The sequence below is a fragment of the Paramagnetospirillum magnetotacticum MS-1 genome (genome assembly GCF_000829825.1).
GTDB classification, from domain to species: Bacteria; Pseudomonadota; Alphaproteobacteria; order Rhodospirillales; family Magnetospirillaceae; genus Phaeospirillum; species Phaeospirillum magnetotacticum.
The window spans coordinates 414452-431576 of sequence record NZ_JXSL01000030.1; the positions used below are offsets into that span (position 1 = coordinate 414452).

The 17125-nt window shown below is 59.2% G+C and carries 16 protein-coding genes and 1 tRNA gene; 12 read left to right on the forward strand and 5 right to left on the reverse strand.

Annotation, left to right across the window (positions count from 1 at the left end):
• Nucleotides 1-89 precede the first annotated feature (89 nt).
• The 5 genes from CCC_RS14480 (at nt 90) to CCC_RS14500 (ending at nt 4026) form a co-directional block, all read left to right on the forward strand.
• Nucleotides 90-1016 (forward strand): sulfite exporter TauE/SafE family protein, encoded by a 927-nt coding sequence (locus CCC_RS14480; protein WP_009868753.1) that lies wholly within the window; start codon nt 90-92, stop codon nt 1014-1016.
• Entirely contained in the window at nt 1016-1765 is a 750-nt protein-coding gene (locus CCC_RS14485; protein WP_009868752.1) for a TIGR02186 family protein, read from the forward strand. Before CCC_RS14480 ends, CCC_RS14485 begins: the two co-directional genes overlap by 1 nt.
• 20 nt (nt 1766-1785) lie before the next feature.
• Nucleotides 1786-2253 (forward strand): universal stress protein, encoded by a 468-nt coding sequence (locus tag CCC_RS14490; protein WP_009868751.1) that lies wholly within the window; start codon nt 1786-1788, stop codon nt 2251-2253.
• A 132-nt stretch (nt 2254-2385) separates the two neighbouring features.
• The gene (locus CCC_RS14495) at nt 2386-2934 is read left to right on the forward strand and encodes a NifU family protein (protein WP_009868750.1); all 549 of its coding nucleotides are present in this window, start codon (nt 2386-2388) and stop codon (nt 2932-2934) included.
• Nucleotides 2935-3096: 162 nt separating this feature from the next.
• On the forward strand, nt 3097-4026 hold the full coding sequence (locus CCC_RS14500) for a glucosaminidase domain-containing protein (RefSeq protein ID WP_236686392.1): 930 nt from the start codon (nt 3097-3099) through the stop codon (nt 4024-4026).
• Between the two features lie 5 nt (nt 4027-4031).
• On the opposite strand, the gene tldD is transcribed toward CCC_RS14500, so the two are convergent.
• Nucleotides 4032-5465: a metalloprotease TldD gene (gene tldD, locus CCC_RS14505; protein ID WP_009868748.1), complete on the reverse strand. Its 1434-nt coding sequence runs from the start codon at nt 5463-5465 to the stop codon at nt 4032-4034.
• Between the two features lie 76 nt (nt 5466-5541).
• On the opposite strand from tldD, the gene CCC_RS14510 reads away from it, so the two are divergent.
• Nucleotides 5542-6822: a DUF3422 family protein gene (locus CCC_RS14510; RefSeq protein WP_041041945.1), complete on the forward strand. Its 1281-nt coding sequence runs from the start codon at nt 5542-5544 to the stop codon at nt 6820-6822.
• A gap of 70 nt (nt 6823-6892) precedes the next feature.
• Here the strand turns inward: CCC_RS14510 and CCC_RS14515 are convergent, their stop codons facing one another.
• A complete protein-coding gene (locus CCC_RS14515; RefSeq protein WP_009868746.1) occupies nt 6893-9394 on the reverse strand; it encodes a sensor domain-containing protein in 2502 nt (833 codons plus the stop codon).
• A gap of 192 nt (nt 9395-9586) precedes the next feature.
• Between CCC_RS14515 and CCC_RS14520 the strand changes: the two genes are divergently transcribed.
• From CCC_RS14520 to CCC_RS14530, 3 genes are all read left to right on the forward strand, one after another.
• Nucleotides 9587-10006, forward strand: a complete 420-nt coding sequence (locus CCC_RS14520; protein ID WP_041041946.1) for a tellurite resistance TerB family protein — start codon at nt 9587-9589, stop codon at nt 10004-10006.
• 96 nt (nt 10007-10102) lie between these two features.
• Nucleotides 10103-10178 (forward strand) — tRNA-Thr (locus CCC_RS14525).
• Nucleotides 10179-10305: 127 nt separating this feature from the next.
• The gene (locus CCC_RS14530; protein WP_009868744.1) at nt 10306-11622 is read left to right on the forward strand and encodes a tyrosine-type recombinase/integrase; all 1317 of its coding nucleotides are present in this window, start codon (nt 10306-10308) and stop codon (nt 11620-11622) included.
• 141 nt (nt 11623-11763) lie between these two features.
• On the opposite strand, the gene CCC_RS14535 is transcribed toward CCC_RS14530, so the two are convergent.
• Nucleotides 11764-12201, reverse strand: a complete 438-nt coding sequence (locus CCC_RS14535) for a DUF6641 family protein (protein ID WP_009868743.1) — start codon at nt 12199-12201, stop codon at nt 11764-11766.
• 347 nt (nt 12202-12548) lie between these two features.
• Between CCC_RS14535 and CCC_RS14540 the strand changes: the two genes are divergently transcribed.
• Complete coding sequence (locus tag CCC_RS14540; protein ID WP_041041947.1) at nt 12549-12848, forward strand: hypothetical protein; 300 nt, start codon at nt 12549-12551, stop codon at nt 12846-12848.
• A gap of 112 nt (nt 12849-12960) precedes the next feature.
• Nucleotides 12961-14499 (forward strand): sensor histidine kinase, encoded by a 1539-nt coding sequence (locus tag CCC_RS21785; protein WP_082036633.1) that lies wholly within the window; start codon nt 12961-12963, stop codon nt 14497-14499.
• On the opposite strand, the gene CCC_RS14550 is transcribed toward CCC_RS21785, so the two are convergent.
• On the reverse strand, nt 14444-15025 hold the full coding sequence (locus tag CCC_RS14550) for a tyrosine-type recombinase/integrase (protein ID WP_009867401.1): 582 nt from the start codon (nt 15023-15025) through the stop codon (nt 14444-14446). The genes CCC_RS21785 and CCC_RS14550 overlap by 56 nt on opposite strands.
• A gap of 141 nt (nt 15026-15166) precedes the next feature.
• Nucleotides 15167-15382, reverse strand: a complete 216-nt coding sequence (locus tag CCC_RS14555) for a hypothetical protein (protein ID WP_041041949.1) — start codon at nt 15380-15382, stop codon at nt 15167-15169.
• 268 nt (nt 15383-15650) lie between these two features.
• Between CCC_RS14555 and CCC_RS14560 the strand changes: the two genes are divergently transcribed.
• On the forward strand, nt 15651-16154 hold the full coding sequence (locus tag CCC_RS14560) for a hypothetical protein (protein ID WP_041041950.1): 504 nt from the start codon (nt 15651-15653) through the stop codon (nt 16152-16154).
• Nucleotides 16155-17125: the final 971 nt, after the last annotated feature.

A 17125-nucleotide genomic window follows, 5' to 3' on the forward strand; every position in this document is an offset into this window, starting at 1 on the left:
CCTATTGCCATGATACCCCGGTTGGAGCGACAACCAAGGAGCCCCGTAAGCGCCGGTTGAGAGTGCAAGGGGCAGAGGGGGCGGAAGGAATGCAGATCTACCTTCCCATCGCCGAAATGTCGGTGAACATCTTCGTCATCCTTGGATTGGGCGGCGGAGTGGGATTCATGTCGGGCCTGTTCGGGGTCGGCGGCGGATTTCTGATGACTCCGCTGCTGATTTTCCTGGGCGTACCGCCCACCGTGGCGGTGGGGACCGAGGCCAACCAGATCGTCGCCTCGTCGGTGTCGGGCGTGCTGGCCCATTGGCGGCGCGGCAATGTTGACGTGAAGATGGGGCTGATCCTGACGCTGGGCGGCTTCGTCGGCTCGACCTTGGGCGTCTATGTCTTCAAATGGCTGCGCGGCCTGGGCCAGATCGATCTGGTCATCTCGCTGCTTTACATCGTTTTTCTCGGCATCGTCGGCTCGCTGATGCTGGTGGAAAGCATCCAGGCCCTGATGGCCAGCAAGCGCAATGGCGGCACCGTTCCGGTGCGTAAGAAGCACCAACACAGCTGGATGCACGGCCTGCCCTTCAAGATGCGCTTTCGCCGTTCGCAGCTCTATATCAGCGCCATCGTTCCGGCCGCCATCGGCCTGCTGGTGGGCATCCTGGCGGCCCTGATGGGCGTGGGCGGCGGATTCATCATGGTGCCCGCCATGATCTATCTGCTGGGCATGCCGACCGCAGTGGTGGTGGGAACCTCGCTGTTCCAGATCATCTTCGTCACCGCCAACGCCACTTTCTTGCAATCGACCATGAACCACACGGTGGATGTGGTGCTGGCCCTGCTGCTGCTGCTGGGCGGCGTGATCGGGGCCCAGATCGGCGCCCGCTTCGGCGTCAAGCTCAAGGGCGAGCAATTGCGCTCGCTGCTGGCCTTGATGGTTCTGGCCGTCTGCGTCAAGCTGCTGTTCGACATGGTCACCGTGCCGAGCGAGCTGTTCGCCGCCGGGACGGGGGGGAAGCACTGATGAAAAAGCTGCTTCTTGCCCTGTTGGTGCTGTTGCCGCTTGGCCCCGCAAGTGCCGTAGAACCGCTGGTCGCCGATTTGTCCAAGCATCTGGTGGCCATCACCACCGGCTTCGCGGGCACCGACGTGCTGCTGTTCGGCGCCATCGAGGAAATGGACGGCGGCAAGTCTGGCGACGTGGTGGTGGTGGTGCGCGGTCCCCACAAGGGCGAGACCCTGCGGCGCAAGGACCGCACCGCCGGGATCTGGATCAATTCCGGCATCGCCAAGGTGGATAACGCTCCATCCTTCTATCAGGTGGCCTCGACCCGCCCCTTGGACCAGTTGGCCCCGCCCGCCATCCTGGACCGTCACCAGATCGGGCTGGACCATCTGGACCTGGATATCCGGGTCAAGGACGGCGGCGCCGACACCGATCAGTACCGCCAGGCCCTGTTCCGCCTGAACCAGAAGAAGGGGCTGTACGGCGACAAGGTGCTGGACATCGGCATGCTGAGCCAGCGCCTGTTCCGCACCGATGTGCATTTCCCCGCCAATGTGCCGGTGGGCGTCTACATGGTCGAAGTCTATCTGATGGCTGGCGGACAGGTGATCAGCGCCCAAACCACGCCGCTGGTGGTCAGCAAGATCGGCATCGGTGCCGATGTCTTCGATTTCGCCCATCATCAGGCGGCGGCCTACGGCCTCATCGCCATCGCGCTGGCCGCCCTGGCGGGCTGGCTGGCGGCGGTGGTCTTCAAGAAAGCCTGATAATTTCCGGGGAGGATATCATGCCGACCAATCGCGTGTTCCTGGTGGTAGTGGACGACTCGCCCGAGATGCAGGCGGCGCTTCGTTTCGCCTGCCGCCGGGCCAAATCCTCGGATGGGCAGGTGGCTCTGTTGCGGGTGATCGAACCCACCGAATACGAACACTTCGCCTCCATCGGCAATCTGATGCGGGCCGAAGCGCGCGAGGCGGCCGAGGAATTGCTCAACCGTCTGGCGGGCGACGTCAATCAGATGTCGGGCCATCTGCCGGTGCTTCACGTGCGCGAAGGCAATCCCAGGGACGAACTCATCGCCCTGATCAGCGAAGAGCCGTCCATCTCAGTGCTGGTGCTGGCCGCCGATACCGGGCCGGGCGGGCCGGGCCCGTTGGTGACGGCGCTGACGGGCAAATATATCGGCAAGCTGCGCGTACCTCTGACCCTGGTGCCCGGCAGCCTGACGCCCGATCAGATCGACGCCATTACCTGAGGATTTTCCCCCAATCGCCGGGCGCCCCGGTGTTGCCGGGGCGCCGGTGTGTTTCATCCTACTCCTTGACTCGGAGATAGGGCTCGCCATCTACTAGGAGCAGTTTTCGTGCTCCGAAGCGTAAGGACCCCCATGTTCATCCAGACCGAACCCACCCCCAATCCCGCCACCCTGAAATTCCTCCCCGGCACCGTGGTGATGGGACAGGGTACCGCCGATTTCGCCGAGGCCTCGCGCGCCTCTGGCTCGCCTCTGGCCACCCGCCTGTTCGCCATCGAAGGCGTGGGCAGCGTGTTTCTCGGCACCGACTTCATCACCGTGGCCAAGGCGGATTCCGCCGACTGGCAGGTGGTCAAGCCCCAGGTGCTGGCGGCCATCATGGACCACTACAATTCCGGCGATCCCGTCATCAACCCCGGCTCGGAAGCCGCCTCCGCCTCGGGCGACGATGACGGCATCGTCATGCAGATCAAGGAACTGCTGGACACCCGCGTGCGCCCGGCCGTGGCCCAGGACGGCGGCGATATCATCTTCCGCGCCTTCGAGGACGGCATCGTCTACCTGCACCTTCAGGGCGCCTGTTCGGGTTGCCCCTCGTCCAGCGCCACCCTGAAGCACGGTATCGAGAACATGCTGAAGTATTATGTTCCCGAAGTGATGGCCGTGCAGGCCGTCGATTAACCGTCTCTTCCGTCTCGTTTTTTGCGGCACGCCCCGAGCCTCCGGCTCGGGGCGTGTTCCGTTTATGTTCGTATGCCGGGCGGTTTTTGGTTGATTTACCTCAAACGCCTCGGTTATGGTCGTCGTCGATATTGCACTGCAACAAAACGGAGGCAGCCCCATATGCGAATCGGGTCGATCGGATCCCGAGTATTTTCCGCCCTTAGTTTCGCAGCCATTCTCGGCGCGGTCGGCGGTCTTTACTGGATAGCACTTCATGATACCGCCGCGCCCGTCGCGGTGGCCCGTCCCCAGGCCCAGGCCGCCGCTTCGCAGCAGGCGGCCGGACTGACCGGGGATGATGTCAACAGCGCCGTCCGCCTCAATCTGGCACTGGATCGCATGGGCTATCGCCTGGATGCGGTCGCCGCGGGCCAGTCGGATGTGCCCCCGCTGTTCCTGCCCAATGTTCCCGGCGACATCGACGACCTGCCCGATATCGAGGGCAAGAAGGCGGTGTTCCTGCGCGTCATGCTGCCCCTGGTTCTGGTGGTGGACGAGGAAATCGCCGCCGAGCGGTCGCGTCTGCTCGACATCATGAACCGCAAGGCCAACCGCCTGCATATTCCCGCCTCGGATCAGGCCTGGCTGGCCGACCTTGCCCAACGCTACGATGTGGAGGACGGCAATCTGCGCAAGCTGCTGTCCCGCGTCGATGTGGTCCCGCCCTCCCTGGCGCTCGCCCAATCGGCCGAGGAATCGGGCTGGGGAACGTCGAAGCTGGTGCGCCGCTCGCGCAATCTGTTCGGCCATACGGTGGAAGTCTCGGCCGACGGTACCGGCATGCGTAACTTCACCACGCTCTACGAGGCGGTGCGCGCCTATGTGCACAACCTCAACACCCACCGGGCCTATGACGGATTGCGCAGGGTCCGCGCCCAGACCCGTGCCGAAGGGGCGCGCCCCGATGGCCATACCCTGGCGGCGGCGCTGGCCACCTATTCCGAGCGCGGCGATGCCTATGTGCAGACCATCCGCACCCTGATCCGCCGCAACGATCTGGTGCGCTACGATCAGGCCCGCCTCGGCAGGCTACAGGCCCGCCGAGGCTAGCCGGCTCAGGCCGCCGTTCCGCCCACGGTCAGCCCGTCCATGCGCAGCGTGGGCTGCCCCACGCCGACGGGAACGCCCTGGCCGTCCTTGCCGCAGGTGCCGATACCGGGGTCAAGGGCCAGATCATTGCCGATCAGGGTGACGCGGGTCATGGCATCCGGGCCGTTGCCGATCAGGGTGGCGCCCTTGACCGCGGGTCCCACCTTGCCGTTCTCGATGAGATAGGCTTCCGAGGCGGAAAACACGAACTTTCCGTTGGTGATATCCACCTGACCGCCGCCGAAATTGACGGCGTAGATGCCCCTGGGCACCGAGGCGATGATCTCGGCCGGGTCCTTATCGCCTCCCAACATGAAAGTATTGGTCATGCGCGGGATGGGGGCATGGGCATAGGACTGGCGCCGCCCGTTGCCGGTGGCGGGCACGCCCATCAGGCGGGCATTCATGCGGTCCTGAAGATAGCCGACCAGAATGCCGTCCTCGATCAGCACGGTGCGCGAGCTGGCCGTGCCCTCGTCGTCGATGGACAGCGAGCCGCGCCGGTCGGGAATGGTGCCGTCATCGACCACGGTGACGCCGGGCGAGGCGACACGGGTGCCGATCTTGCCGGTGAAGGCCGAAGTGGACTTGCGGTTGAAATCGCCTTCCAGACCATGCCCCACAGCCTCGTGCAGCATGACGCCGGGCCAGCCGGGCCCCAGCACCACGGGCATCTCGCCCGCCGGAGCGGGGATGGAACCGAGATTGACCGAGGCCTGGCGCAAGGCCTCGTCGGCACAGTGATGCCAGTCGGCCAGACCCATGACGCCGCCATAGCCGATCCGCCCGCCCATGCCGTGCCCGCCGGTTTCCATGCGGTCACCCTCGGCCAGGACCACGTTGACGCCAAGCCGCACCATGGGGCGGATATCGGCGGCCAGGGTTCCGTCGGCCCGCAAGATGGCCACCGCCTGCCACGACCCGGCCAGGGAGGCCGTCACTTGCCGCACCCGATTATCCTTGGAGCGGGTATAGGAATCGATCTCTTCGAGCAGGCGAACCTTGTCTTCGAAGGGCACTTGAGCCAGGGGATTGACCTCGGTATACAGCGCCTTGGCCCCACCCACGGGGGCCTGGGCCATGGTGCCCGCATGGCCCGAGCGCACGGCGCGCACCGTCTGGGCCGCCCGGCGGACGGCATCGAGGGACAGGTCCGAGCCATGGGCGTAGCCGTGCGCCTCGCCCGCCACGGCGCGCAGGCCGAAGCCCTGGGTGGTGTCGAAACTGGCGCTCTTGATCTGGCCGTCATCGAGGACCAGGGATTCCGATTGCCGGTATTCCAGGAACAGTTCGCCGTCATCGGCGCCCATTAGGGCTTCGGCGACGACGCGGCGCAAGCCATCCGCATCCAGGCCGGTTTGGGTAAAGAACAGATCCTGGGCCACGGCGAGGTTGGACATAAAGGCTCCTGACGGAAAGGGGCTGGGTGGTGTAAACCTGAAGACAGCAGCATCTCTTATCGGAGACATATGGGCAATGGCCGACGGCTTGCCAATCAGGCTCAATGAACACGCCCAAAGGCGAAGCTTGGCTGGCGAGGTCCACGCCCGGCCCTACGAACTGCTGACCGCCCCGGTGCGGGCCTCGCAACTGGCCATGGTGGGCGCCAGTCCCGACCATGAGCGCGCCCATCTGGCCCGCTTGCTGGCCAGCCACGGCGCCGAGCCCCCCGGTGACGGCGCGGGCTACTTCATCCGCGATCTGGGTGGCTTCCGCCTGCGCTGGGAACGGCATTCGGAATTTTCCACCTATACGGTGATGCGCTTCGACCCGTTCGACGACGGCTTTGCCCATACGGCGCTGGACCTGATCCCCGCCGATTGGATGGAGACCCTGCCGGGCGAAGCCATGACCGCCGTCCATGTGCTGGTCGCCAAAGATCTGCCCGACGATCTGGGACCACTGTTCGACGGCAATTCCCTGGTGGGCGCCAAGGTCCTGTGGGGCGCGGGCGAGGCCTGGACCGATTTCCGCCTGCATGCCGACGGCTTTTCCCGCGTGGTGCTCAAGGATTGCGGTCTGACGCGGGGCCAGACCGGGCGACTGGTCCAGCGTCTTCTGGAGATCGAGACCTATCGCATGATGGCGCTGCTGGCCTTTCCCCTGGCCCGCCAATCCGCCCCCGAAGTCGCCCGCATCGACCGCGAACTGGCCGGTATCGTCAGCCAACTGGCCGACCCGGCTGTGCAGCAGAACGACCGGGACCTTCTGGAACACCTCACCCGGCTGGCCGCCGAGGCCGAGCGCCTGGACGCCGCCACCAGCTTCCGCCTGTCGGCGGCCAAGGCCTATTACGCCATCGTCTGCCGCCGCATCGAGGAATTGCGCGAAGACCGCATCCCCGGCCTGCAAACCTTCGCCGAATTCGTCGACCGGCGCCTAGGCCCGGCCATGAAGACCTGCGAATCCGTCAGCGAGCGCCAGCAATTGCTGGCCACACGGGTATCGCGGGCCGGCGACCTGCTGCGCACCCGGGTGGATATCGCCCTGGAAGAAAAGAACCGCGACCTGCTGAACTCCATGAACCGCCGCGCCGAGTTGCAACTGCGCCTGCAAGAGACGGTGGAAGGGCTCTCGGTGGTGGCCATCAGCTACTATCTGCTGGGCCTGATCGGCTATCTCGCCAAGGGCCTGAAGTCGGTGGGGCTGCCGGTGGATTACGATCTGGCGGGACTGATCGGCCTGCCCGTGGTGGCCGCCGCCGTCTGGCTGGGCGTGCGGCGCCTGAGAAAGGCGCTGAGCCACACGGGGGAGTGAGAGAACAGATGCGGCCGAGACGGCCGCGCTCCATGAGTGGTGGACTTGGAGCGCGGGCATCTTGCCCGCATTACAGCGGCCAGGGGCTCTTGGTGCGCACCAGCTCGGCGAACTGGTCGGCGGGGACCGCCTTGCTGAAATAGAAGCCCTGGGCCTCGTCCACTTTGTGGGCCTGGAGGAAGTCCAACTGCTCCTGGGTCTCGATGCCTTCGACATTGACCCGCGTCCTCAGCGAATGGCCCAGATTGACGATGGCCTGGACCACGGCGGCATTGTCGGGATGCTGGCCGATATCCACCACGAAGGAGCGGTCGATCTTCAGCTTGTCCACGGGAAAGCGCTTCAGATAGTTCAGCGAGGAATAGCCAGTGCCGAAATCGTCGATGGAGATCAACACCCCCATGGCGCGCAGGCCCTGAAGCACCTCGATGGTGGCGTCCACGTTCTGCATGGCGATGCCCTCGGTGATCTCCAGTTGGAGCTGATCGGGGGCAAAGCCGGTCTGGTCCAGAATATCGGCCACCATGGAGATGATGGACTGAGTCTGCTTGAACTGGGCGGGCGACAGATTGACGGCGATCTTCATGGGCTCCAGCCCATCCTTCTGCCATTCGCGGCCCTGTTGGCAGGCGCGGTGCAAAATCCAGCGCCCCAGCGGGCCGATCAGGTCCGAGCGCTCGATGATGGGAATGAACTCGCCGGGGGGCATCCATCCCCGCGTCGGGTGGTTCCATCGCAGCAAGGCCTCGCAGCCCACGATACGCCGCGTACTCATCTCCACCAGGGGCTGGTAGTGCAGTTCCAGTTGCTCGGTCCCCAGCGCCAGACGCAGATCGTGTTCGACAAGCTTGCGGGCGCGGACTTCGGCGTCCATCTGGGCCACATAGAAGTGATAGTTGTTCCGCCCCTCGGCCTTGGAGCGGAACATGGCCAGATCGGCATTCTTCAGCAATTGCTCGGCATCGGAGGAATCGTCTGGATAGATGGTGATGCCGATGGAGGTGCTGGTCCTGACCTCGTGTTCCTCCAATCCGAAGGGGTCGCTGATTCCGGCAATGATGGTCTCCGCCACCCGCGAGGCGCCTTCCAGATCATCGAGATTGGTGAGAAGCACCGCGAATTCGTCGCCACCCAGGCGGGCCACGGTATCGGTCTCGCGCACGCAGCGGATCAGGCGCTTGGCCACGGCGCGCAGCAGCAAGTCGCCCACATGGTGGCCCAGCGTGTCGTTGACGTCCTTGAACTTGTCGAGGTCGAGGAACATCAACGCCAGCTTCCAGCCCGACCGCTTGGCCTGGGCCAGGCTTTGGCGCAGGCGCTCCTGGAACAGAACGCGGTTGGGCAGATCGGTCAGCGAATCGTGATGGGCCAGGCGCTGGATCCGCGCCGCCGTCATTTTGCGTTCGGTGACATCGCGTCCGACCAGGACCAGACCGCGGCGTTTTCCATCCGCATGGAACAGCGGAATCTTCAGCATGTCGAAAACCTTGGTGCCGCGGCTGGGCGTCTCCATGGTCTTCTCGTAGCTGAGCGCCTTGCCCTCTTTCCAGGCCCGTTCGTCGGTCTCTTTCGCCGAGGTCAGGAATTCCTGAAAATTGTGCGACAGCCGCGCCAGTTCCGGCCCCGTCCGTCCCACATAGTCCACGCCCGCCAGCCCGACCAGATCCAGGTAGAACTGGTTGGCCACCAGCCATCGGCCCTTACCGTCCTTGAAACAAATCAGATCGGGCAGCGCATTGATCAGGGTGGTCAGCCATTCCCTCTGGTTCAGCAGTTCTGCTTCATTGGCCTTGCGCAGAGTGATGTCGTGGCCGATGGCGACGAACAGGCGCTGCCCGCCCAGTTCCATGGCCGCCAGCGATAGTTCCAACGGGAAGTGCGCGCGGGTCTTGCGCACGCCGATCACCTCGGTACGGTGGTCGAGGAAGGGGTCTGGCCTCACCAGTTCCGGGATCAGCAGGGCGATTGGCTTACCGACGATCTCGGGCGGGGCATAGCCGAATATGCGCTCAGCCGAAGGATTATAGGTCCCGATGGCCCCGTCCTCGCTGAAGGTCACGATGGCATCGGCGGTGTTGTCGACGATGGCCCGGTTGTGCAATTCCGACAGCCGGTAATTCTCGGCCAGCGCCTCCATGGTGAGGGCTTGCTGACGCAACTGCGTTTCCCGCGAAGCCATGCTGGTGACGTCGAAGATCTGCACCAGCCCGGCCCGCCGCCCTCCGGCTTCCAGTGGCTTTATCACCACGATCTGGTGCATGTCCACGCGCCGGTCCGGCCGAGATCCGCTTCGTGTCAAAGGAAAAAGCATGCTGTCCGCCGAGGAGGACAGCATGGGGGGCAGACCGCCGTCCAGCGCCAGGCCGATGGCCTCGGCGACGCTCCCTTCGGACAGAGACGGAAATATCTCGGCAATGGTGCGCCCCACGGCGGCGGCGGCGGGAATACCCGACGCCTCGGCCAGCCAGGCGTTCCACAGAACGGCGCGGCCCTCGCCGTCAAGCAGGACGAGACCCATTTCCGCCGCATCGGTCAGGGAACTCAAGAATGGGTCGAACGCCATCCCGTTCATCTGGATATCATCTCCCGATCCCGCGTGCCGCACGGGCGGCCAGCGTGCCGTGGCTGTCGTCGAGCGGTAGCACGGTGCGGCTCGTCATGACTGTGCTCCGGAGAGGTCCCTGGGGTCTTACAAATCTATGCTTGACGCCTTGCCGCGCCGCAAGGGTAAAGTCCTGGTCACGGCTTGGCGCGGGAGAGCACCATGATGATCAGTCACCACGCAGCCCTCATTTACGTCATGGTCATGGTTTCGGCCGCCGACGGCAACATGACCGACCCGGAATTGCGCATGATCGGCGAGATCGTCAATTTCCTGCCCATCTTCCGTGATTACGACCCGGAACTGTTGACCCGCACCACCGCGGCCTGTGCCGAAATTCTGGATTCGGATGACGGCCTGAACCGTATCTTGGATGTCATCAAGGCCTCGCTTCCGCCCAAACTGCGCGAGACCGCCTACGCTCTGGCCTGCGACGTGGCCGCCGCCGACCGCGATCCCCATCGCGAAGTCATGCGCCTGCTTGAGCTATTCCGCCACCGCCTGGATATCGACCGCCTGGCCGCCGCCGCCATCGAACGCGGCGCCATGGCCCGCTTCGCCATCCTGCCGGTTCACGCCTGACCGCCAGGACATTTGGCGACAGGGACTTGCAAATCCCCCGGGGCGGCGCTATTTTCCGCCCCTCGATTGCCCCTCGCGGGCGGATCGCGACAGTGGGCCGGCGTAGCTCAGTTGGTAGAGCAGCGCATTCGTAATGCGCGGGCCGAGGGTTCGAATCCTTTCGCCGGCACCATTTTCCTCAATAAAATCAATGCCAACTGGCCGCTGAAAAGCGGCCTTTTGCATTTAACAGTCATTTCACATAAGCTCGCAGCGAGTGCGTGAGAATTATCAGCAACTATTTGTTGTTACGGTGGGAAATGGCCCGTGAGAAGAAAACAGACTATTTCTACTTCGACGACAACACGATAGCGATCTACCAGAGGCCCAACAGCAGCTTGTGGCAGACGCGGATCGTCAAGGAAGACGGCAAGGCTTTTGTACGAAGCACAGGCGAGCGAAACTTCGACAAGGCCATCGCTTGGGCACGCAAGGAGAAGATGCGGGCCGAGGTGCTGACGGAACAAGGCCTTGATCCGACCACCAAGTCCTTCAAGTCGGTGGCCGAGCTTTGGCTTGCTGCGATTGGCCGCGATCCAACCAACAAGCCCCGCAAGGTCAGCGACTACACGAAGATCGTCAACCGCTACCACATCCCATATTTCGGCAAGCACAGGATCACGCAGATAACGCAAAAGACCCTGAGCGAATACGAGATTTGGCGAGCGGCATATTGGCAGACTGGCCCTGGCGCGCAGCAGCGAGAAGAGACTATCCGCAAGCGCGACGGCACATCATACACGCGCGACAAAAAGGTCACGAGCAAGGGCAAGGGCGACGCGGAAGACACGGTGCTGCGGCAAATCTTCAAATTCGCGGTCAGCCACGATTACCTTGATGGCTCACGAATGCCGATCATCGGGCAGAAGACGACAAAGGGCGAAAACGGCGCTGTGAACCGACGTCCAGCGTTCACGAAGGAACAGGCCAAGGCCATATTGGACTACTGCAACAGCTTCCCCGACGTCCATTCCCAAAAGCTCATCGACGAGCGGCAGGTGTTCAGCGCATTCATCCACCTCGTTCTCGGCACTGGACTACGGCCAGGAAAAGAGCATGTGCCGATCAAGTGGAAGCATTTTTCCATCAAGGTCGTTGATGACGTACAGCACGCCTATTTGACCATCATGAAAAATACGAAGACAGGCACGAGACCAGTGCGCTGCGACAGCTTCGTGTGGCCGATGCTTGATGGTTTCCGCTACATCAGCAAGTTCAATGGCGATGACGATTACGTCTTGGCCGATCAGGAAACCGGCGAGGCAGTCGCGTCGTTCAAGCGGCAGTTCAACACCATGCTGAAGGCGCTGGGAATGGAAACTGACATGCATGGCGACCACTTCACGCCGTACAGCTTGCGCCATACCTATGCCACGCTGAAGTTGAACGAGGGCGTGCCTGATCGGTTGGTAGCCATAAACATGGGTACTAGCCCAGACATGATCCACCGCTATTACGGACACGACACGTCGGTGAGCAGGGCCAACGAATTCAACACGGACATTGATTGGTTGACGCTGGATGCCGAGAAAATGAAGCGGACGAAGCTGCCGCCCAATTCGAAAAAGAAGCGGTGATCTTTCAGAACTGGCGCACACCTTATATATGGACCGCAGCGGCTTTCGCGCTGCCAGCCCCCATACACGCTTCAAAGCCGGGAACCGTGTAGTGCGGCACTCATGAATCCAGCCCCGCTTGTATGGGGCTGGAAAAGCTTCTTACGCGAGCTTCTTGCCGAAACGGCCTTTTGCGGCGGCCAACTGCTTGTCCAGTTCGCCAGCGACAACGGCATCACGCAGCAGCGTCAAAGTCGGAACCAGTTCGGCCACCGCGCCGACCTCGATGGCCGTCTTCTTCGGCTTAATCTCGATCACCTTGTTGCCGTAGCGCACTTCCAGCATGAACGCTCCATTGATTTCCTGCCAGTACCAGGGACGAAAGCGGATCAGCTTTTCCTGTAGGGTTTTCTCACCACCAGCGCCTTTCACCCAATGCCGACGACGAAGCTGAAAGCTTTCGCCGGTCTGCATCGCTTCCGCAGCAGCGATCTGCTGGTTGATGGCCTCAACCATCCTGTTTCGCAAATGTCCTTCGGGCGCGCTGGCCGCCGCCCTGCGGGTGATTTCCATCAGCTTCAGCTTGTCCAACGTGCTCATTTCCAATTCTCCAAATGGGAACGTACTGCGAACACGGTATGGATGATTGAAACGGATCACAACGAAAAGACAGACGGGGGAAACTTGTCGGGAGGCCCGACAAGTTGGTGTGTAGGTTAAACCTACGCATGGCCATGTCGTGTAACACGACAGCCGAGCGGAATGTCCTGTAGGTTTTTCCGACGGGAGGCTCGTGTAGGAAAAACCTACGAGTGCCGTGTCGTGTAAAACGACATGCCGATGAACATACATGATGTATGTTGTGGCTCGGTCAAGTTGTCCGGAATCCGGACAAGTTGCGCTCTCGCCGACTGCCCGCTTCAATTTCCACATGCTATGATGGCGGCATGGAAACCAGCACGGCCACGATTAGCGTCATTCAGGTCACGGCCATAAATGCTGGCCGCGTGTTGGCACTGGCCGATGTGGAATTGGTCCTCGATGGCGTGTCCATCGTCATCCACGGCGTTCAGGTCCGCGCCGACGCTGCCAAGACGGAAATCACCCTTCCCAATTACCGAGCACCAGACGGTTCATGGCGAACCGCCATCACTTTGCCCGATGAAGTGCGTGGGCCGATGGGTGACGCTGTGATTGCAGCGGCCATGGAAATTGGGATTTTGAAGGAGAAGGCGGCCGCGAGCTAAAGAACAATCTGTAACAATATGCTCCATGACCTAGGTCACAAGATTGTGTCAGGCTTTAACTGAAGCTCCTTAATTACAATAGGAGTTGTGTCCCCAGTTTTTTGAGGCGCACATGCAGCAGAGCGACCCAAACTGGCCAGATCTTTCGCTCCTTGAAGCGGCCCCCATTTTAATATGGCGTGCTGGATTGGATGCAATGTGCAACTGGTTCAACACCGCGTGGTTGGAATACCGCGGACGCAAAATGGAACAGGAAATTGGCAACGGCTGGGCTGAAGGTGTTCACCCAGATGATTTTGACCGCTGCCTAAAGATTTATCTTGAGGCGTTTGGCGCTCGCAGAAAGTTTGACATGGAGTACAGGATATTAATGGCAAACGGCGAGTACGGCTGGATTGCAGATTATGGCGTTCCTGTTCACAGTAATGACGGCGAATTTATAGGATATGTTGGATACTGTTTTGACATAACAGACAGATATAAGAGCGAAGAATCTGCTCGTGAAAAAGAGATTGAACTAAGGGCGATTTACGACTCATCAAGTGTTTCAATTTTTCATTTTGGTGTTGATGGAAAAATAACCCAAGCCAATCGCAGAATGGCAGAAATGTTTTTGTGCTCGGTTGGCGAGATTGTTGGCTCTGATTATTTTTCACATCTGCATCGCTCTTGCATCGAGGATGCAGAAAAAAATCTTGCTGATTTGCTTGATCATGAAGGAAAGCTCGAGGTTGAGCGCATCTACGTTCGAAGTGATAAGACTGAATTTTGGGGTCTGTTGAGTGTTGAAAGGGTTTATGATGGAAATAATAATGTAATTGGGTTTGTCGGAGTTATCGTTGATATAAATGATCAGAAATTATCTGAGTTTGAACTTGAGAAAGCATTCAAGAATCTAGAGCACTCAAACTCAGAGCTTGAGCAATTCGCCTATGTCGCATCGCATGACCTTCGTGAGCCTTTGCGAATGATCAGTGGTTATGCGTCTCTGATTGAAAGACGCTACTCAGGTAGCTTTGATGCTGATGGACACGAATTCCTTGGCTACATCCGAGAGGGCGCCCAACGGCTGGACCAAATGGTTCTCGGCTTGCTTGCGTACTCACGGATCGATCGTCGTGGAGACCCCATTCGGCAAATTTCACCATGCGAGATCGTGCGAATAGCTCTCCTGAATCTTCAAGCCGCAATCGACGAATCTCAAGCGAGTGTGGAGACTAACATTTCCTATTGCCCCGATGTAATGGGAGATAAATCTCAAATAACAAGGGTTTTTCAAAATATTATTGGAAATTCTATTAAGTATCGGCGCAACGATGTTCGGCCACATGTTCTTGTTGAATACGCAGATCTTGGCGACATGGTGGAATTTCGGATTGGTGACAATGGGATTGGCATTTTATCAGAGTTTTATGACAGAATATTTGGTCTATTTCAGCGACTACACACGCGGCAGGCAATCGATGGAAATGGAATTGGATTGGCCGTCTGCAAGAAGATTATTGAACGTCACCGAGGCAACATATTCGTAGAGGCTGAACCAGGAAGTGGCGCGACTTTCAAATTCACCCTCGTCAAGGCAGGGACGCCATTAGCTAACGAGCTATCAGCGACAGAACCTCCACGGCAGCTTTCATCATCTGGTCGTTGACCTCGATATAACGCTGCGTGGTGGACAAGTGGCGATGACCGGCCAGCGTCATGATGACCTTCGCGGACACGCCGCTGTGGGCCAACTGGGTGATAAACCACCGCCGACCGCTGTGGCTGCTCGCACCATCAATTCCGGCCAGTGCGTAAATCTGTCCGAAAAGCTGGCACAGCGTGTTGGCCGAGAACGCCGTGGCCTTTTGGGTCACGAGAAACGGTGCAGCGCGATCTGTTGTCGTGTTACACGACACGTAGCGTTCCAACTCGCGGCGCAGCTTGCCACTGACGAACACCGCTCTGGCTTCGGCGGTCTTGGTGTAATGGGCCAACAGCGTGATCTGGTCCTTCACGCGGCCATCGCCATCAAGGACATCGCCGAGTTTCAAATGGGCGATCTCTCCGACGCGCATTCCTGCGTAGAAGCTCAACATGACCGCCATGCGGTTGCGTGCAGCATGGCGCTGATTGGTGATCACGGACAGCACGCGCTTCAGTTCCGCTTCGCTGAGTACCTTTGCCTGTTTCATCGCTTTACCTAATGAAAAGTTATCGCATTAGGTAAAAAATTATATGAGTGAAATCGCCGATATCGCTACGGTGATTATCTTCGTTGATAATCAAGGCATTAACTGCAAACATAATGAAATGCTTGTTTTATTATGTTTTGCTCATGGCTGATTTACAGCCGCAATAAGCTTGGTCAGATCACCTTGCTTTTTCAGCATGGACGCTTTTGTGTTGCTGACCTGCTCGCGCTTCTTCTGAACGGAAGCGGCTTGTTTGAGCTTCTTGGCTTGTTCGGCCTTCGCATCGGCCTGCTTCTTCAAATTATCCCCGATGGTGTTGGCCTTGATCTCCTCGGCCACGATTTCCCACATCCGCATCGGCGCCCTCCTGCTGTCGGTTTCTCCGACTGTATTTATGGGCGCGGACAACTTGTCGGGTTTCCCGACAAGTTGCTGGCCTGAAGAAATCGGACAGGCAGGCCGTTATGCAAAACTTTCACAGGCCATAGGCAGAAAGTAGCGGCACTCCGCCATTTCATTCACATTTCGTTTTCCCTGACAGCAAAATTCATTGAACGTTTGCGTGTATAAAGGCACGACCAAGAACATTCTGGTCGCGATTTAGACAACCAGCTGGATAATTGCCATGTCCGCCTCAGATCAGCAATCCAATCTGGTTCTCAAAGCCATTCGGAATGTCGCAGGCGAAATTGCGTCCGATATCGCGCTCCTCAAGCAGTTACCAAGCGAATGCAGGAGGCACAATGACGTCAAGCGTGATGTCGTTAGCGCAATCGAACGCCTATATAATCTTGACTGCCTTCAGGAATCCAGAATTGATCAAAGTATGGTAACCAATTACTCAAACAACGCGCACGCCGTAATGGTGGATATGCATAAGGATATCGGCGATTCTGTTGTTAAATTCATTCTAGAGCGAGTTCATGATGTTGTTGATGAAGCGAGGACTGCTGCCCGCGGCAAATACTCTGTCAATAAATGGTGCGCATCAAGTGCGCTAGAGCTGCTTGAAGAAGCTGCATATATTGGAAAGTATGTTAACGGAGGAGAAGGGCTTTCAAGCGAGGATGTACTCTCTATTGATGATGCCCGTATTGCCATAATGAGCCTGGAGACCCTTGTTAATTAAATGTTTTGTTTTTCGAAAAGCCATTAATTCATAGATTGTAATTGATGACATTGGACGTGCTACGATGTGTACGGATGGTATTGTTTCCGTAGAGAGGCTCACCGAAGGTGCTAGCACTCTGCTAAACCAGTTGGCCACTGCAAGGCGCGACGTGATTTTGATTCGTCATCGCCTTCAAACAATTGGGCAGCTAACCCCATCTGCCATTGCTGATCTTGATCGAGCAGATGAGGAGTTCCGCCTTTCAATAGAAAGAGTGAGGGCGATCAGAGATCTTCAGGTGGACACCGTCACGAAGCTCAAATCTCTTGAGGTTGGTGACGAGTAGCCATAACGGATGGTGCGCGGCCGGAAGTTGTCGTGTTACACGACAGAGGGTTGGGCGTGAGAAGCTGGATTCATCGGGGCAAATGCACGATGAATTGCCCCGCATGCATCGGCCAATTCGCAGTGGTGTAGGTTGGCACAACGGCAGCCAACATCCACGAGTTCCTGTAGCAGCGGATTGCTCGATGACCGCTGCAAACTGACCATCGCCGCTACTCGCTTGGCGATGCAATGGCGTTCACGCCGTTCAGTGCCAAATGCCATTTTCACCTCCGTCATTTTCCAGACGGATAAATTCCGACTTCGCCAGTCATTCACGATTACCTTACGCTTCATCTGCAAGGCGTGGACACCCACATAGTTTTTCAATTTATGACGTATCGTTGCGCCGCACTCGGCCGCATACGTGTCGTGTAGCACGACAGGAATCCGGCGCAGGGAAAACCGACAGATGGGCGATATGGCCAGGAGTGAAGTGGGCCATGCGTAGGTTAAACCTACAGGGACGAGTGTCGTGTAACACGACAAGGCGATAATCCACCGAATTTCAGCAGCATAATCAACGAATTATGAATGTGCTGGTTTGCACCATGCAGCAATGGAGCAAACCGTGACAATCGCGGCAAAATTATTTCACAGATCAA

Excerpts from the sequence above, each read along its gene's own strand:
- CCC_RS14480 (WP_009868753.1), top strand. The coding sequence starts at position 90 with ATGCAGATCTACCTTCCCATCGCCGAAATGTCGGTGAACATCTTCGTC.
- CCC_RS14485 (WP_009868752.1), top strand. The coding sequence starts at position 1,016 with ATGAAAAAGCTGCTTCTTGCCCTGTTGGTGCTGTTGCCGCTTGGCCCC.
- CCC_RS14490 (WP_009868751.1), top strand. The coding sequence starts at position 1,786 with ATGCCGACCAATCGCGTGTTCCTGGTGGTAGTGGACGACTCGCCCGAG.
- CCC_RS14495 (WP_009868750.1), top strand. The coding sequence starts at position 2,386 with ATGTTCATCCAGACCGAACCCACCCCCAATCCCGCCACCCTGAAATTC.
- CCC_RS14500 (WP_236686392.1), top strand. The coding sequence starts at position 3,097 with ATGCGAATCGGGTCGATCGGATCCCGAGTATTTTCCGCCCTTAGTTTC.
- tldD (WP_009868748.1), bottom strand. The coding sequence starts at position 5,465 with ATGTCCAACCTCGCCGTGGCCCAGGATCTGTTCTTTACCCAAACCGGC.
- CCC_RS14510 (WP_041041945.1), top strand. The coding sequence starts at position 5,542 with ATGGCCGACGGCTTGCCAATCAGGCTCAATGAACACGCCCAAAGGCGA.
- CCC_RS14515 (WP_009868746.1), bottom strand. The coding sequence starts at position 9,394 with ATGAACGGGATGGCGTTCGACCCATTCTTGAGTTCCCTGACCGATGCG.
- CCC_RS14520 (WP_041041946.1), top strand. The coding sequence starts at position 9,587 with ATGATGATCAGTCACCACGCAGCCCTCATTTACGTCATGGTCATGGTT.
- CCC_RS14530 (WP_009868744.1), top strand. The coding sequence starts at position 10,306 with ATGGCCCGTGAGAAGAAAACAGACTATTTCTACTTCGACGACAACACG.
- CCC_RS14535 (WP_009868743.1), bottom strand. The coding sequence starts at position 12,201 with ATGAGCACGTTGGACAAGCTGAAGCTGATGGAAATCACCCGCAGGGCG.
- CCC_RS14540 (WP_041041947.1), top strand. The coding sequence starts at position 12,549 with ATGGAAACCAGCACGGCCACGATTAGCGTCATTCAGGTCACGGCCATA.
- CCC_RS21785 (WP_082036633.1), top strand. The coding sequence starts at position 12,961 with ATGCAGCAGAGCGACCCAAACTGGCCAGATCTTTCGCTCCTTGAAGCG.
- CCC_RS14550 (WP_009867401.1), bottom strand. The coding sequence starts at position 15,025 with ATGAAACAGGCAAAGGTACTCAGCGAAGCGGAACTGAAGCGCGTGCTG.
- CCC_RS14555 (WP_041041949.1), bottom strand. The coding sequence starts at position 15,382 with ATGCGGATGTGGGAAATCGTGGCCGAGGAGATCAAGGCCAACACCATC.
- CCC_RS14560 (WP_041041950.1), top strand. The coding sequence starts at position 15,651 with ATGTCCGCCTCAGATCAGCAATCCAATCTGGTTCTCAAAGCCATTCGG.